Source organism: Neisseria sp. HMSC064E01 (assembly GCF_001808875.1).
Lineage (GTDB): Bacteria > Pseudomonadota > Gammaproteobacteria > Burkholderiales > Neisseriaceae > Neisseria > Neisseria sicca_A.
Genome location: NZ_KV794923.1, coordinates 45,001 through 61,755, shown reverse-complemented (window position 1 = coordinate 61,755; position 16,755 = coordinate 45,001). Strand labels below are relative to the sequence as shown.

Genomic DNA, 16,755 nt, shown 5'->3' with positions numbered 1-16,755 from the left:
TTATTATCGTTATGCCGGAAGTTTCGAACGGTGCGGCGCGGCAGGTTTGTCAAACACCCGTCCCTCGTCTTATGCCCGGTCAAATCGGCAAAATCAAATCAAACTTAATTACGCTCCTGCGTTTACGGGCTTTGGCATAAACGCAGGGAAAATGCTTTGCAGAGTGCGTTTTTAATATAAAATCTCGTTTTAACAATACCATCCGTCCCATACGGCCTGTTTGTACAGGTTTCTGCCGAAACGGATGTTCGGGATTATAGATGAAAACGCACGCAATAAGCAAAGATTCAGTCAGCCTGATTACCGTCGCCGAACACGAAGCCGGACAACGCCTTGACAACTATCTGATAAAAATCCTCAAAGGCGTACCCAAAAGCCATATCCACCGCATTATCCGCGCCGGCGAAGTGCGCCTGAACAAAAAACGCTGCAAGCCCGACAGCCGCATCCAAACAGGCGACCTGCTCCGCATCCCGCCCGTGCGCACCGCCGAAAAACAAAGGTCGTCTGAAAACCGCGCCCAAGCCGTACCCGCGCGCGAATTTACCATCATCTACGAAGACGACGCATTACTCGTCATCGACAAACCCGCAGGCACCGCCGTCCACGGCGGCAGCGGCGTGAGCTTCGGCGTCATCGAACAAATCCGCCGCGCCCGCCCCGAAGCCCGCTATCTCGAACTCGTCCACCGCCTCGACAAAGACACCAGCGGCCTCCTGATGATCGCCAAAAAACGCAGCGCGCTCGTCAAACTGCACGAAGCCATCCGCAACGACCACCCCAAAAAAATCTACCTCGCGCTAGGCGTAGGCAAACTGCCGAACGACCGCTTCCACGTCAAACTGCCCCTGTTCAAATACACCGGCGCACAAGGCGAAAAAATGGTGCGCGTCAGCGAAGACGGACAATCCGCGCACACCATCTTCCGCGTGCTCAACCGCTTTTCAGACGACCTCCTGCACCAAGTCGGACTCTCGCACCTCACCCTCGTGCAAGCCACCCTGAAAACCGGCCGCACCCACCAAATCCGCGTCCACCTCCAATCCCAGCAATGCCCCATCGCCGGCGACGAACGCTACGGCGATTACCAAGCCAACAAACGCCTCCAGAAGCTCGGTTTGAAACGGATGTTCCTACACGCCGCCGAACTGCACCTCGCCCACCCGCTGACAGGCGAAAAACTCATCTTAAAAGCCCCGCTGCCGCAAGACTTGGCACAATTTGTCTTAATGCTGGAAAACGCAGGGAAGGTCGTCTGAAATCCGTAGCATGGCTCTTGCCCACGACATGAGCGCAAAAACAACAGACGGATTCGGATTGCCAGACCACAAATTTCGCGGGCGTAGCCCATGCTACAACTCGCCGTCCCGACAACCTTACCCCCGCCCGCCCCACGCCTTTCAGACGACCTTTTTTTCCGCTACCATAATGCCCGACACAAACACGGACAAACACCATGACCCCGACACAGCAACTCCAATCAGGCATACAGGCATTAGGTTTGGACCTATCCGCAGAACAGCAAACCCTGCTGCTCGCCTATACCGGCCTGCTCAAAAAGTGGAACAAGACCTACAACCTCACAGCCCTGCGCGACGAAGCGCAAATGGTCAGCTACCACCTGCTCGACAGCCTGACCCTGCTCCCCTACCTCCAAGGCGCGCACACTATGCTGGATGTCGGTTCCGGCGGCGGACAGCCCGGCATTCCCGCCGCCATCTGCCGTCCCGACCTTAACATCACCCTCTTGGATGCCAACACCAAAAAAACCGCCTTCCTGCAACAAGCCGTCATCGAACTCGAACTAAGTAACGTCCGCGTCGTCAGTGGCCGCGTCGAAGCCGTTCAAGACTTCCAAGCCGACATCATCACCAGCCGCGCCTTCGCCGAACTCGCCGACTTCGTCAACTGGACGGCACACCTGCTGAAAGACGGCGGCCGCTGGGTCGCCATGAAAGGCGTGTACCCCGAAGAAGAAATCGCCAAACTCCCCGACACCGTCGCCGTCGAACGCGTCGAAGCCCTCCACGTCCCAGGCTTGGATGCAGAACGGCATATGGTGGTTTTGAAGAAGGTTTGAGCCTTCCGAACGTTGAGTCTGAATATTGCAAAGGTCGTCTGAAAACCCGAAACAGGGCTTTTCAGACGACCTCGTTATTCCTAAATCTGCTCACTGAAAGCCGATATCATTAACACCTTACCAATTCAAGCAACAAAGCAGCAGCAATAAAAACAGCCCGACAGCACATTGCCATCCGCATCAGTTGAGTATATGATAACGAACACCGTGCCGGTGTAGCTCAGTCGGTAGAGCAGCGCATTCGTAACGCGAAGGTCGGGGGTTCGATTCCCTTCTCCGGCACCAGCTTGGATAAAGAAAGGTCGTCTGAAAACTTGGTTTTTGTGTTTTCAGACGACCTTTTTCATAGAGAGCTGATGCAAATAAGGCTTGCTGACATATTCAGCAGTTATAGTGGATTAAATTTAAATCAGGACAAGGCGACGAATCCGCGGATAGTACAGATAGTACGGAACCGATTCACTTGGTGCTTTAAGCACCTTAGAGAATCGTTCTCTTTGAGCTAAGGCGAGGCAACGCCTTACTGGTTTAAAGTTAATCTACTATAAAAGTACAATGCTGCTCTTCTCAGTTTATCGCTTCATGGCTTTGTTTCCCGCACGAAGCAAGGTCGTTTTACGCTATTTCAATTTGATTTTTAAAGGTCAGCCAAAATGAAAAGAATACTTTTCACTATCCTGTTTTTGTCTACAACTGCCTATGCCAGCCACACTTATTCATCAGACAATTTGACTTGCACATACCAAGATTTGACCGCCCCAAACAGCCAACCGCAAACAACGGCTTGCAGCAGCCTGGCTTGGGAAAGCGCACAAGTCTACGATGAAAAACGCGGCGGCTATATCGCGGGGAACGGGGAAGAGTACAAATTGAAAAATGGAAAAACGATTGTTTTTTCGTATGAAGCCTTTATGAAAACGAAAGAATCCGACCCGACAGGCGGCAAATGGACTCATTCGACCAAACTGATGAATAACAAGACTTACACCACCACCGAGCGTACATTCAAAGGCAAGAGCTGGACGTGTTACCGATCGAAAAAAGAAGAATTATGCGTAGATTCCCCAAGCCTTTACGCCATCTTATCGGCTGTTAATTAAAGCTCTTCTGCGTTTGGCTTTGCGCAATGTGTTGATATGAAAAAAGGTCGTCTGAAACCTGATTTTGGGTTTCAGACGACCTTTTGTTTGCCGTCACACTATCTCAACGTGGACAAGGACTTTCATTACTGCTGCGACTTCGGCAGTTTATCCGTCATTTCACTATGCTGCCCTTGCGGCAATGCCAGCGGGACATTCAATATAAAACGTACATGGTGTTGATACGGGGTAAACACGATGGCTTTTACTTCGGCGTCGTAGTGCAACTCACGGGATGGGCTGCCATAGCGGGCAAGGACATTGGGCAGCTCGGCGGTACGTTGGTTTTCGGGCAGTCTGTATAAGGCAAGTGCAGCCTGAAAAGCACGCTGCTGCATTTGCGTGTCTTGCAAGCGGCGGGCATAGGGATCAACGTCGCCGCCGTAATCTCCGTTAATAAACCGGCAACCCAGCGCGTTACGCAGACAGGCAAGGCTGCCGTACTGCTGCCAGAAAGTTTGCGGCATTTGGGCATCCTGCGGCGCCCATACAGGCAGATCTTGCGCGAAGGCCTGCTGTGCCGGAGGCTCGCAGCCAAAAGCAAACTGTTTGCTGGCAAGTGTTCGCGAGTGCTCAGGCGAGAACAACACGGGCACGAGCCATGCGGGCATTTCTTGGCTCAGTTGGGTCGGAAGATTGGCGATGAAGTTATCCATATAGTGATACTCGAACTGCATGATACGGCAGTAGTTTTCTGCGTTGTCGGCAGTTGGTGCGAACGCGTCGGCACAGTTTTCAGGCAGTTTGCCTGCCCATTGCGGCTGCTCGGCAAGCATTGCGGCGGCGAGTCTTGTATTGTTCTGGATAATAGTGGTGCCAATCATTGCAGGAAGGAGTCCGCCACGCGATTGCTGTAAAGTTTTGCCTGTACGGATGTTGCGGCAAATGCGGGCAAATGCGGCTTCGGGTTTGCCGTCCAGCCAGTCCACGGCGGCAGGCGTAGTTTGGTAAACAAGATAGTGGTATTTTGGAAAGGCATCCGAAATATTTAGAGCGCGCACATCCAAATTGCTGTATTGCGACACGCGGTCGGCATTGTCAAAAAGTTTGGCATATTTCGCCACAACAGCACGGTAGGCATCGGCGTGGGCGCGCACGTTTTGCAGGCAGTCTGCAACGATCGCTCCATCATTGTTTCTAGATATACAGTCGAGGCTTTGCCCTTCTTCATCCTTCGTAATCAGTTTGCGCTGGCGGAGGCTTTCGGGCAGCTGGTCGTCATCCAACACTTTATTGCCCAGTTTTGCCATGATCTGACGGCGTTCGGCGGCATCGGGAATATCGTAAGGCATCAACCACAACGCATCCGTTCCCTCACTGTCGCCGCGCGGCACTTCACCCTGCAACAGACGCTTTGCCGGCTCGGCAGTGCGGTTGTCGTACCATACGGACAGTTGGGACAAAATGCCTAAAATAAGCAGGGTTGCAACAAAGAAAGTAAGTAAGATTTTTATTTTTTTCATGGGTTGGAAAGTTTGGATTGGGGGTTATGGGCTAATTCAACCTACAAAATAATTTGAAAATCAGCCCATGGAAATTTTTCTGTTTGCCCGTTTACACCAGAAGATGCAGCACTTTGATGCTGAAAGTATCCCGCATCGTTAAGGCAGCTATATCAGCTTCCTGAAATACGGTTTTCTCCCCTTCAAAGGCGTAGTGGTAGATTTTTCTGTTTAACGCATCAAAGAAATAACCGTAGAAACAGTCTTCTTGATTTTCATCTTCTACAAAGTCGGTAATATAGATATTTTTCTCTTCTATGCCCAAGTAATCTTTGATTTGCTGGAATAAATGAGGAAATTCAAGTGGAAATGCCTGCGTGAGCTCTTGGATGTCCTCTAAAAATACCTCGTTGGGGATATCTTGCAATTCTATGGATTCCATTTTTCTTTCCTCCTGTTTTGTATCGTTATTCTTTCAAAAGAAAGAAACCGTCGTAGCAAGCCGTAGGTCGGATACTTGTATCCGACACAGCCGTCTAAGATGTCGAATTCTCGAATCCGACTTATGGTTGTATTTTGATAATTAAACAATTAATCTAAAAAATCATCATGATTCCAATAATGTAAAACTGCATTAATTAAGGAACATGTCGTAGCATCAGAATGGTTTTCTGTATAACTATCAATTATGTCAATGAACATTGGAGCTTCAAGCCAGTTTTGGTAATCTTTATTATTTTCTATAAAAAGCTCATCACTTTCAGTTTCTGGTAATAAAAAAGTACACTTGAGTAATCCTTCTTGGGTTTCTACATCATCGAGACCTTTGCAATAACATAGGTTACTAAAATTTTATGCTCAATCTCATTTTCAAAATGCAAAACTTTTCTGATTTTTCCTACTTTTTGCTCAATATTAGGAAGGTTTTAGTCAATTGAAATTTTTTGGCGCATTTTTATGCGTCAAATTTCGTTAACAGACTATTTTTGCAAAGGTCTCTCATCATCTTTTAATGTATAAAGAAAGCCATAGTCTAAAAGACTTTCTTTTGAATCAATTAAATTTTTAATCCCAACAATTTTGATCATAGGTCAATTGGCTTTCATACGTTATCTACATTTATCACAACATTTCTTGCCACCACCCTATTTTTCACTGCCGCTGCTACCGCTAGTAACGTAGGTCGGATTCTTGTATCCGACCCAGCCGTCTAAGATGTCGGATTCGAGAATCCGACCTACGGCACTTGAATTATTATGATCATGACGGCAAGGGTGCTTTCTATTTTAATCTACATAAATATGTATCGGTATTAAAAAGGTCGTCTGAAACCTAATGTTCGGTTTCAGACGACCTTTTCTTATCTGCGTGCAAGCCTACTTCGCCCCCTTAAACCCGCGCTTCAAATGCACCATCAGCAATGCCACCGCCGCAGGGGTTACGCCGGAAATGCGGCTTGCTTGTCCGACAGTTTCGGGTTTGTGCTGGTTGAGCTTTTGCTGCACTTCTGCCGACAAACCTTTGACTTTCGCGTAATCGATGTCGTCGGGCAGCTTTAGGGTTTCGATGTCGCGGCGGCTGTCGATTTCTTCGTTTTGGCGGTCGATATAGCCTTGGTATTTGACTTGGATTTCGACTTGTTCAATCACGTCTTCAGGCAGCCTGCACTCGGGTTCTGCGCCTTCGAGCGTCATCAGTGCGGCGTAGTCGAGGTTCGGGCGACGCAAGAGGTCGTGCAGGTTGGCTTCGCGGCTGAGTTTTTGTCCGAACACGCGTATTTGTTCGTCTTCGGCGAGTTTTTGCGGCGTGTACCACGTTGTTTTCAAGCGTTGGATTTCGCGTTCGATGGCTTCGCGTTTTTCGTTAAACATGCGCCATTGTTCTTCACCCACCAAGCCGATTTTGTAGCCGTCTTCGGTCAGGCGCATGTCGGCGTTGTCTTCCCTGAGTTGCAGGCGGTATTCGGCGCGGCTGGTGAACATGCGGTAGGGTTCGTTCACGCCTTTGGTGATGAGGTCGTCCACCAATACGCCGAGATAGGCTTGTTCACGGCGCAGCAGGAGCGGGTCTTGTTCGCGGACGTATTGCACAGCATTCGCGCCTGCGAGCAGGCCTTGCGCTGCGGCTTCTTCGTAGCCGGTCGTGCCGTTGATTTGTCCGGCGAAGAAGAGGCCTTGGATGGTTTTGGTTTCGAGGCTGGCTTTGAGGTTGCGCGGGTCGAAGTAGTCGTATTCGATGGCGTAGCCGGGGCGCAGGATATGGGCGTTTTCAAGGCCTTTCATGCTGCGCACGAGCGCGATTTGGATGTCGAACGGCAGGCTGGTGGAAATACCGTTGGGGTAGTATTCGTTGGTGGTCAGTCCTTCGGGTTCGAGGAAAATCTGGTGGCTGTCTTTGTCGGCAAAGCGGTTGATTTTGTCTTCGATAGACGGGCAGTAGCGCGGGCCGACGCCTTCGATTTTGCCGGTGAACATGGGGCTGCGGTCGAAGCCTGAGCGGATAATTTCGTGGGTTTGCAGGTTGGTATGCGTAATCCAGCAGGACACTTGGCGCGGGTGCATTTCGGCGTTGCCGCGCACGGACATTACCGGCACAGGCGTGTCGCCGGGCTGTTCAGTGAGCCGGGAGAAATCAATCGTGCGTCCGTCGATACGCGGCGGCGTGCCGGTTTTCAGACGGCCTTGCGGCAGGTTCAATTCGCGCAAACGTCCGCCGAGCGATTTGGCGGCAGGGTCGCCGGCGCGACCGCCTTCGTAGTTTTCCAAACCGATGTGGATTTTGCCGGACAAAAACGTGCCTGCGGTCAGCACGACGGCGCGGGCTTTAAATTCCACGCCCATCGCGGTAATTACGCCTGAAATGCGGTCGCCGTCGAGCGTTACATCATCAACCGACTGCTGGAAGAGGTCGAGGTTTTCTTGGTTTTCCAACATTTCGCGGATGGCGGCTTTATACAAAATTCGGTCTGCCTGCGCGCGCGTGGCACGAACCGCCGCGCCTTTGCTGGCGTTCAGACGACGGAACTGGATGCCGGATTTGTCGGTGGCCAACGCCATCGCGCCGCCGAGCGCGTCGAGTTCGCGCACGAGATGGCCTTTGCCGATGCCGCCGATGGAGGGGTTGCACGACATTTGTCCGAGCGTTTCGATGTTGTGTGTGAGCAAAAGCGTCTGCGCGCCCATGCGTGCGGCGGCGAGCGCGGCTTCCGTGCCTGCGTGTCCGCCGCCGACGACGATGACGTCGTAGGTTTTGGGGTAAATCATGTGGGTCATGTGTGTCAACGTGCCTAATGGTTTCAGACGACCTCTTTTCTCTGACGGAGGTCGTCTGAAAATATAATGAATTCAAAAATAAACGTGGAATTGTACGCTTTTTCGGGGGGATTTGACAGGTGGCAATGGTTTGCGGGTGCAAATGAAGGAAAGGTCGTCTGAAAAACCTTGTTTCGGGTTTTCAGACGACCTTTCGTTTTCCTGCTGCTTGTTATCACGCTGCTTGTTATCACGCGACCTGCGGGATGGCTTCAATGTCGTGCAGGCTGCGGTAGCAGGGATCGAGCTGTTTGGCGATGAGGGTGAGCTGCCGGTGGAGGATGTGGCTTTGGCGTGCGTCGCCGGCTTCTGTTTGCAGGGCTTCCAAATCGGTTCGGATTTGGGAGAGGGTCGTCTGAAAATCTTGCTCACCGGTTTGCGGGAGGCGTTCGAGCAGGTCGGCGATGCGGTAGCCGCTTTGGTAGAACTTGCGGACGAAGTCGGGGCTGTATGCGCCGTCCATTTCGCTGCGGTATGCGCCGAGCGCGGAGATGTAGCCGGTCAGGGCGTAGCTGGTTTTGAGGAGGTTGAAGCCGCTTTGCAGGTTGTTGCCGTATTTTTTGGGTTCGCTGCTCATGTCGGAGAGGGTGCTGCTGAGGGTGGCGGTGCGCTCGTGGGCTTGGCGGCGGACGGTGCGGTATTCGACGTCGTCGGCGATGCCGTATTGGAGCTGGTCGAGGATTTTTCTGAGGTAGGCACCGTTGCCGCCGACGGCTTGGGCGGCGGTTTTTTCGAGGGTGAGGTAACGCCAATCCGGCCAGAGGTAGGTGACGGCTGCCCACGCGAGGACGGAGCCGACGATGGTGTCGATGATGCGGACGGGCATGGCGGCATAGACGTCCAGCCCGGCGAGGGAGAAGCTGGTGAGGGCTTGGATGGTGATGAAGAAGGTGGAGAAGCTGTATTTGTAGCTTCGGGTCATGAAAAACAGAGTGGTACTGGCGATGACGATCCAGAGTTTGGTTTCGACGGAGGGGGTGAAATAAGGCACGAGGGAGCCGACGATGACGCCGAGTATGGTGCCGGCGATGCGTTGGTACACGCGGCTTTTGGTGGCGGTGTAGTTGGGTTGGCAGACGAAGACGGCGGTCAGGAGTATCCAGTAGCCGAGGTTGAGATGGAGGATTTCGACGATGATGCAGGAGACGGCAACGAGGATGGAAAGGCGCGTGGCATGACGGAAAACGCCCGACTCGAAGTTGAGCTGGCTGCGGACGGTCTGCCAAACGTTTTTCAGGCTGCTGTTTTCAAGGGCGGCGATGCGGGTATCGCTGATGTTGTCGTTTTCGGCGGGGGAGTCGCTGTGTTGGAGCTGGCGCAGTTGGTGATCGACGCTGCCGAGGTTGTCGAGCAGGCGGCGGATGTGGAGGACGTTGCGGCTTTCGGGATGGTCATCGGTGTAGTGCGAGAGGGATTGGCGGCAGCCTTCCATCGCGCGTCCGAGGCGTTTGCTGTATGTGTAGTCTTTGCCGTTTCTCAAGGCGGCGGCAACGTTGCGGCACGCCTGCCCCTGCATTTCGAGCAGGCGGCGGATGCGGAAGATGAGGTCGGTGTTTTTGAGGGTGTCGGTCAATTCGGTGTAGTCAGCATGGGCGGAGCTGACGCGTTCGTGTATGTCTTGGGCGGTGAAGTAATAGCGCAGCATTTTGGCGGTGCGCGGGTGGCGGTGTTTGCCGCGCAGGCGGTAAAACAGAGCAGCGCGGCATTGGTTGAAGGCGGTAATAACGCCGGTGTTGCTCATGGCAAGGTCGATTTGACGGTTGCCGAGCCATGCGGCTTCGTCGGGATCGAAAAAGTCGGCTTTGGCGTCAAAATACCCGCCGAGCGCTTCGTAGGCGTTGGCGACGCTTTCTTGGACGGGGCGGTGTGGGAGGATGATTTGGAAAACGAGCGTGCAGGTGCTGTATAACACGGTCCCGAGCAGAATCATGACGGGATTGGTCAGCCAGAAGTTTTCGGGGGTGTAGGTGAGCGTAGTGTAGGTGGCGACGGCAAGTGCGCCGAACGCGAAGGTGCGGTATTTCAGCCCGACCGCGCCCAAGATGGTAAAGCCGAAGGTCATCAGGGTCATGGCGAGGATGAAAGGCAGACCTGTGCCGAGCGTGCTTTGGGCGACGAGCGACGAGAGGGTGAACAGGGCGACGGTGATGATGATGTTTTTCAGACGACCTGTCAGGCGGTTGTCCAAATCGACGAGGCCGCCCGCGATGATGCCGAGTACGAAAGGCATGGCGAGCTTGGGCGTGCCAAACCGCCAGACAAGGGTCGCGGCGATAAAGACGCTGGCGAAGACGGGCAGCGAGGTGATGATGAGGGGTTTGAGCGGCGGGAGTTTCATCGTATTGGCGCAGCTTTAAATGGGAATGGTTTGATTATTATGAATGAAATGAAACGGTATTCTAACAGGATTTTAGGGCGGGACGGGGGCTATGGGGTCGTCTGAAAACCTGTCCGACAGCGCCCCTGCGGAACGGATATGACCGACCTGCCTACCTATCCTCTGAAAAAAGGAACAGGATAGCCGCGCATGAAAAAGGTCGTCTGAAAACCCTAAAGTGTGGTTTTCAGACGACCTTTTCTTTTTCGTCGGCGTTATTGCGTTTGCTCGGCTTTCTGTTTTTCCGCTTCTTCGATTTTGCCGTCGTTTTCGTAATCCGAACGGAAGAGCCTGTCGAAACGGATGGTGTATTTCAACTCGCCGCCGTATGAACGGCTGCCGACGCGGGCGACGGCTTGGATGGCGCGAGTGAGCTGGTACACGAGTTTGACGGACTGCTCGGCACTGGAAATACCGTATTCGTAACCTGCGTAGAGGTTGTTGGTAATCTGTTTGCCGACGGTCAGCACTTGTTCGGCGGGGTTGAGTTCGCCGGTTTGAGCGTTGCGGCTGCGTTGGCTGGTGATGCCCAAATCGTCCACCAGTCCGAGCCTGTCGTTGACTTGTCCGGCAAGGAGCGCGCCTGCCGCTGCGGAAAGGGCGGCGTTGTCGCCGTCGCTGCCGCTGCTGGCGCGGTTGAGGATGAGCCAAGAGAGCTTGTCTTTTTCGCTCATCGCCTCTTTGGCAACAAGGGTTACGCGCGGATTGGAGAGGCTGCCGAGGACTTCGACGCCCGCACCGACGGGGGAAAGGCGGCGTTCGGCGCGAATGTTCAGGTTGGGGTTGTTGAGCGGGCCGACGAAAGAAACCGTACCTTTGGTGATGTCGAGGTCTTGTCCGTAGGCTTTGTAACGGCCTTTAACAACACGGACAGTACCGACGCCTTGGATGGCTTCGCCCGGGCGGGAAGTGATGGTCAGCTTGCCGCCTATGGTGATGTCTGCGCCGTAACCGACGAAACGGATGTTGTCGTTGAGGTTGAGCGTCAGGTTGAGGCTGATGGGCGTCACGGCGGCGGTTTGTTTTTTCTCTTCGCCCAACACGACGACATCGTCGTCCAACGAGGGCATGGAGGATTTTTGCGAACCGAACATACCGTAATCACTGCCCAATGTGCCGTTGAGGATGAAGCCCCTGGCCTGGTTGTATTGCACTTTCGCGCTGCCGGAGAGGCGCAGGCGGCGGTTCGGACGGGAGAGGGTGTCGTATTTGTCGAAGACGACATCCACGTCAACGTCCGGATCGGCGTTGGCAAGGTTGACGGAGCCTTTAAGCTCGAGCGTACCGCCTTTGTGGAACTTGAGGCTGTCGATAATCCAGCGTTGTCCCTGCAAATGGGAACGTAAAACGCCGTTGTCGAGGATGAGGCCTTGGGTTTGGTTGCGGTAGTAGAGGTTTTCGCCGTTGAGCGTACCGGAAAACTGGGGATCGCTGACGTGTCCGCCAAGGCTGACGGCGGCATTCAGACGACCTTTGACGGTTTGTCCGACGGGTAGGAAATTGCGGAAGACTTCGAGGTCGGCGACGTTGAGATTGAGTTTGCCGCTCAAAGGCGCGGTGTCCATGCTGGCGCCTTGTCCGATGTTTACCGTACCTTCGGCTGTGCCGTAGTTGCTGGTGCCGTTCAAGGTGGCGGCGATGGTGGGCGAACCGACGCGCCCGCCTATGGTGGCGGCTGCGTTCAGACGACCTGTAATGCCTTGCGCGGTGGCGGGCAGGAAGGTTTTGATTGCACCCAAGTCGGGGACGTTGAGGTTGATTTTGCCGCTTATGGGCGCGTTGGCGATTTTGTTGCCGAACTGCTGGCTGATGCCCAGATTGGCGTTGACGCTGCCGAAACGGGTGCTGCCGTCAAGCGTGCTGTCGATGCGGCCGTTTTGGAAACGGGTGCGCAGGGAGAGCGCGCTTAAGCCCAAAGGCATCTGTTTTTTCGGGTCTTTGTTCGGCAGGATGATGTCGCCGCTTTGGCGGTTGATGTTGAGGTAGCCGCGGGCATTTTGACTGTACGCCAAATCCCAATCGCCGCCGAGTACCAAGTTGTGTTCGACGGGGATTTTGACGAAGTTTTGCAGCTCGGTGATGTGCAGGCTTTGCGCGCTGCCTTTGCTGGTGATGCCGGCTTTTTTGTCCCAAACGAAGTTTTGCAGGTTGAGGCTGCCACCCATCGCGCTCCAGCGCGCCGCGCTCATGGAAACACGCTTCGCGCCTGCTTCGAGGTTCATGCGGTTTTGCAGTTTGAGGTTGAACGCGCCGCCGATGTCGAGCGTGTCCACGCTGCCTTTCCACTGATTGAAGTCTTTGTTCAGACCGCCCGCCGCGTTGACTTCGAATTTGTAGGGTTTGCCGTCCAATGCCATGCTGCTGGTGCCGTGTATGCGGTGTTGCGCGCCCGTGCCGCTGAGGGACAGGTTGACCGCATCGATGACGGTCGCGCCGCCGGAAAGGGCGATGTGGCTGCCTTTGATGTCGGCGGCAAGCGGACGGTTGATGTCGGGCGTGCCTTTGAGTTTGAAGTCAAGCATTCGGATGTTGACGGCATCGCCGACACGCAGCGCGCGCGCTTCGCCGGAGAGGTCGGCTTCGTAGGTTTTCAGCCCGCCTTTGAGGTCGCCTGAAATATAGCCGCGCGTGTTGAGCAGCCCGCCCAGTCCGAAACCGAAACGGGAAAGGTCGGGAGCGGTGATGTCGATATTGAGGCGGTCGCCTTTTTTACCGAAGCTGCCGTTGGTTTTGACGATATTGTTGCCCAAACGCAGGTCAGTCAGCGCGCGCAGGAGATGTCCGGATTCGTAAACGACATCGGCTTTACCGCTGAGGGGGACGTTGTTTAACGTACTCGGCGCAAACTGCATTTTGCCGGCGAATTTTTCTTTCGCCAGTTCGCCTGAAAGATTGATGGTGCCGTTGACGCTGCCGGCGGGCAGTTTTGAGTCTAAGCGGGACGGATTGAACGCTTTGCTGGAAACGTCGAGCTTGAGCAGGCGGTCTTTGAAAAGCTCGAGCGAACCTTGTGCCGTCAGTTCGCCGCCGTTTTGCGGTGCGACGCGGACGCGGTCGAGTTTGAGGGTGCGTTGACCGAGTTGTCTGTCGGTAACGAAGGACAGCAGGCCGGAGAGTTGCGCGTTGCCGCTTTCAAGATTCCAATCGACAGCGGGCGAGGCGGTTTCGCCTTTGACGCTGATAAATCCGTTCCACTGACCGGCAACATTGGTGCGGACAAGGTCGTCTGAAACCAGGTTGTTCACATTAATCTTGAGCGCAAGCGCATTTTTCACCGTATCGACCGTACCGGCGACATTGAACGAACCTTCCTCCAACAGCCCGATTTCAGACTCTTGGACGGTTACCACGCCGTTGTCGTTAATCGTGAAGTCCGCCAAAATATTGCGCACCGGAATGGCTTTGTCATCGGCAAAACCCGCTGCCTTGTTTTCCAAGTCGAGCGAGCCGTCCAGCGCGATACCGTGTGTAAACGAAGGCACGACGGTCGCGTCAAACGTCAGGTTTGCCTTGGGCAGCGACGGCAGGAAAGCGGTCGGGTTGATATTGAAACCCTTGATCAGCACCTCGCCGATCATCTTGTCCAGCGAAGCGGCAAACGGATGCACCGTAGATTTCGCCGACAAATGCACATCGTCGCCGTCCAGCAGGATTTCAGTCTGCACGTCCTGCAAGCTGCCCCACAGACGCGCCTTACCCTCTATCGTCTCGCCTTCCAGCTCGCCCTTCGTCTGAATCGTCGTATTGAGCGCAAAAGGCTTCTCCAGCCCGACCACCGCCGAACCCGTTGAATTGCTCCACGGCGTATCGAGGGTTTTCAAATCCAAACGGTGTTCTTTCTGATCGTAATGGTATGCCGCATTCAGATGGTCGAGATAGGCCGTCTGCTTGTCAAAATTTTTGCCCACACTGAGCCTGCCCGTCTCAAAACGGTCGATAAACACCAACACAGGCAAATCAATGCTCTCAGGCAGTCCTTTAGACGGCTTTTTCTCTTTCGGCGGCGTCGGCTTCGGCACGACCGCAATATCGCCCGCCACAATTTCAGTAATGTGCAGGCTGCGCTGAAACAGCTCGGACGGCTTCCAATCAAAACGGAACGCGCTGATTTTCACATCCGCCCCATCCGTTTCAATCATCCACTTATCGCCGTGAAAACCCTTAACCAGCGTACCTTCCAGCGTTTCCGACGCAATCTTCACGCCAAACCACGACGGAATCTTGTACAAACCGAAACGCAAACCCGATTCCGTCCCCACCAGCCAGCCGATAAAGCCCGCCAGCGCGCACGCCAGCACAACCAACGTCAGCAACAAACCCCGCAACCAGCGTCTCTTGCGCTTGGGCGGGGTGGATTGTGTTTCAGACGACGTAGGCACACTGTTTGGCGTTTCTTGGGTTTCTTGGACTGCTGTTTCGGACATCTTGACTTTCTTGTATGACTTAACGGCTGCACAGGACTCCGCCGCACTCGACGGAATTGACTTTTCAGACGACCCCATATCAGGACAGGTCGTCTGAAAAAGGATAATCATATCCCATTGCGGCGAATTGTGCTTGGGAAAGACAGCATTTCAGGTTTCAGACGACCCCATATACCCAAACGCCATGTTCACAGCGGTAAAATGCCAACAAATGTAAAAAGGTCGTCTGAAAAGATTGAAGGGATTAAAACCCGCATTTTCAGACGACCTCTGCCTATTTCAGCAACCCAACGCAAATCAATGAAAAGAAACGCGTCGGGTTGCCTCAAGCTGCGGCTTACCTTCCCGACAATACTGCCGCACCTGCTTTCGCGACGCTTTCGTCTTCATCGACCGAGCCGCCGCTCACACCGACGCTGCCGACGATAACGCCGTTTTTATCCACCAGCAGCACGCCGCCGGCAAAAATCACCAAACCATCGTTGGTCACCTCAATACCGTAAAGCTCGCCGCCCGGCTGCGAAGCCTTGCCCAAATCGCGGGTGGACATATTGAAATAGCGTGCCGTTTTCGCCTTTTTCTGCGCAATATCAATACTACCGATAAACGCATCGTCCATACGCGCAAACGCCTTCAAATTACCGCCCGCGTCCATGACCGCGATATTCATCGGCACCTTGATTTCACGCGCCTTTTTCATCGAAGCCTGCACCACCGCCTGCGCCTGAGCCGTCGTCAAATCGCCCGGCAGCGTTTTGGTCAAACTCGCCGAAAACGCCGGCGCACCCAATGCCAAAGTACACAACAATGCAACTGATTTTATGCCGCGCATAACTGTCTCCTTGTATGGAATCAATGAAAGGTACTGCACTTTTGATTGTATGCCTGTCGGCGGGAAGAATAAAGGTCGTCTGAAAACCATAAGATAGGTTTTCAGACGACCTCGGATGGGTTTCGGTTTGGTAGTTTCAGTAGCAACTGTATTTTTGATCCCGTCGGACAAAAATACCAAAATTCAAATCAAGCCGTTCGGATACTATTTCGGCAAAGTAATCACGTATCCGGGCATTCAATGTCGTCAGTAGTCGGTATATATTGTAGCGTGGGCTTTGCCCACGATAATGTTGGGTAAAAGAGGTCGTCTGAAATTTTGAGTTTGATTCGTGGGCAAAGCCCACGCTACGGGTTGCTATTCTCTCTTGCTACGGTTTTTGCCGTAGGTCGGATTCTCGAATCCGGCAGCTATTTGAGATGGCAGCGGCTGTTGTCGGATACAAGCCTCCAACCTGCGACCGGCTACGGTTTGCCCAGCATTATTTACAACGCATCAGCGTACGCGTCCGCCAAACTTTTTTGCCTGAGCCGTCCGTTGAAAAATCACGGAATCTTTGCGTCAGCACGCCTCGGTTTAACGAAAACTCAAAATTATCGTTATAAATCTGCGTACCTTGCTCCGGCTCCTCTTCCCGAACGCGTGCCGTACCTGCAATTTTATCGGGTGAATAAATTCGATAATTCAGTTTCGTATATTTCGCGCCCCATTCCCAACCCTTTAATTCAATTGATTTTTTACCTATTTCAATATAAAAGCCGCTATCTTCCGACACATCGACATTATCCATAGCAGCGTTTTCATCATAACCCATGGCACATAAAGCCCTTATATGTTTGGGCGATACCTTTCCTTCAGCACGCCCTGCCCATTTGCCTTGAAACGCTTGCGGAATATCTTGGGCAGCGGCTTGGAATCCAAGAAGGAGCAAACCGGCGGTCAGAACAAATTTTAAAGTGAGCGACATTATTTTTGACCTTTCAAGAAAAAGTGGTTAAACCAATATGAATAATACAGGAAACGGAAAGAATATAAAAAGGTCGTCTGAAAACCCTAAGACAGGTTTTCAGACGACCTCGGATGGGTTTTGGATTTCAAACACCGCGTGCGTGTGTACCGCACACACCCTACACCCGATGCCCAGTTTCAG

General features: G+C 53.3%; 10 protein-coding genes and 1 tRNA gene. 4 read left to right on the top strand and 7 right to left on the bottom strand.

Annotated features, from left to right (window positions below):
• The first annotated feature begins 260 nt into the window (after window positions 1–260).
• The 4 genes from HMPREF2572_RS05080 to HMPREF2572_RS05065 all read left to right on the top strand — a co-directional run bounded on the left by HMPREF2572_RS05080 (window position 261) and on the right by HMPREF2572_RS05065 (window position 3,180).
• Window positions 261–1,259 (top strand): RluA family pseudouridine synthase, encoded by a 999-nt coding sequence (locus tag HMPREF2572_RS05080; RefSeq protein WP_070496515.1) that lies wholly within the window; start codon window positions 261–263, stop codon window positions 1,257–1,259.
• A 197-nt stretch (window positions 1,260–1,456) separates the two neighbouring features.
• On the top strand, window positions 1,457–2,080 hold the full coding sequence (gene rsmG / locus HMPREF2572_RS05075; RefSeq protein ID WP_070496514.1) for a 16S rRNA (guanine(527)-N(7))-methyltransferase RsmG: 624 nt from the start codon (window positions 1,457–1,459) through the stop codon (window positions 2,078–2,080).
• A gap of 209 nt (window positions 2,081–2,289) precedes the next feature.
• Window positions 2,290–2,365 (top strand) — tRNA-Thr (locus HMPREF2572_RS05070).
• Window positions 2,366–2,829: 464 nt separating this feature from the next.
• Window positions 2,830–3,180: a hypothetical protein gene (locus tag HMPREF2572_RS05065; protein WP_246827774.1), complete on the top strand. Its 351-nt coding sequence runs from the start codon at window positions 2,830–2,832 to the stop codon at window positions 3,178–3,180.
• A gap of 125 nt (window positions 3,181–3,305) precedes the next feature.
• Here HMPREF2572_RS05065 and HMPREF2572_RS05060 read toward each other — a convergent pair whose 3' ends face one another.
• The 7 genes from HMPREF2572_RS05060 to HMPREF2572_RS05030 form a co-directional block, all read right to left on the bottom strand.
• A complete protein-coding gene (locus HMPREF2572_RS05060; protein WP_070496512.1) occupies window positions 3,306–4,682 on the bottom strand; it encodes a hypothetical protein in 1,377 nt (458 codons plus the stop codon).
• A gap of 91 nt (window positions 4,683–4,773) precedes the next feature.
• On the bottom strand, window positions 4,774–5,103 hold the full coding sequence (locus HMPREF2572_RS05055; protein ID WP_070496511.1) for a hypothetical protein: 330 nt from the start codon (window positions 5,101–5,103) through the stop codon (window positions 4,774–4,776).
• A gap of 934 nt (window positions 5,104–6,037) precedes the next feature.
• Window positions 6,038–7,933: a tRNA uridine-5-carboxymethylaminomethyl(34) synthesis enzyme MnmG gene (gene mnmG, locus HMPREF2572_RS05050; RefSeq protein ID WP_070496510.1), complete on the bottom strand. Its 1,896-nt coding sequence runs from the start codon at window positions 7,931–7,933 to the stop codon at window positions 6,038–6,040.
• Window positions 7,934–8,162: 229 nt separating this feature from the next.
• Window positions 8,163–10,310 carry a YccS family putative transporter gene (yccS, locus tag HMPREF2572_RS05045; RefSeq protein ID WP_070496509.1) on the bottom strand — a complete coding sequence of 716 codons (2,148 nt, stop codon included), beginning with the start codon at window positions 10,308–10,310 and terminating at the stop codon, window positions 8,163–8,165.
• 254 nt (window positions 10,311–10,564) lie between these two features.
• Window positions 10,565–14,773 (bottom strand): translocation/assembly module TamB domain-containing protein, encoded by a 4,209-nt coding sequence (locus tag HMPREF2572_RS05040; RefSeq protein ID WP_070496508.1) that lies wholly within the window; start codon window positions 14,771–14,773, stop codon window positions 10,565–10,567.
• A 337-nt stretch (window positions 14,774–15,110) separates the two neighbouring features.
• Window positions 15,111–15,605 carry a GlcG/HbpS family heme-binding protein gene (locus HMPREF2572_RS05035; protein WP_070496507.1) on the bottom strand — a complete coding sequence of 165 codons (495 nt, stop codon included), beginning with the start codon at window positions 15,603–15,605 and terminating at the stop codon, window positions 15,111–15,113.
• Between the two features lie 481 nt (window positions 15,606–16,086).
• Window positions 16,087–16,572: a hypothetical protein gene (locus HMPREF2572_RS05030; protein WP_070496506.1), complete on the bottom strand. Its 486-nt coding sequence runs from the start codon at window positions 16,570–16,572 to the stop codon at window positions 16,087–16,089.
• Window positions 16,573–16,755: the final 183 nt, after the last annotated feature.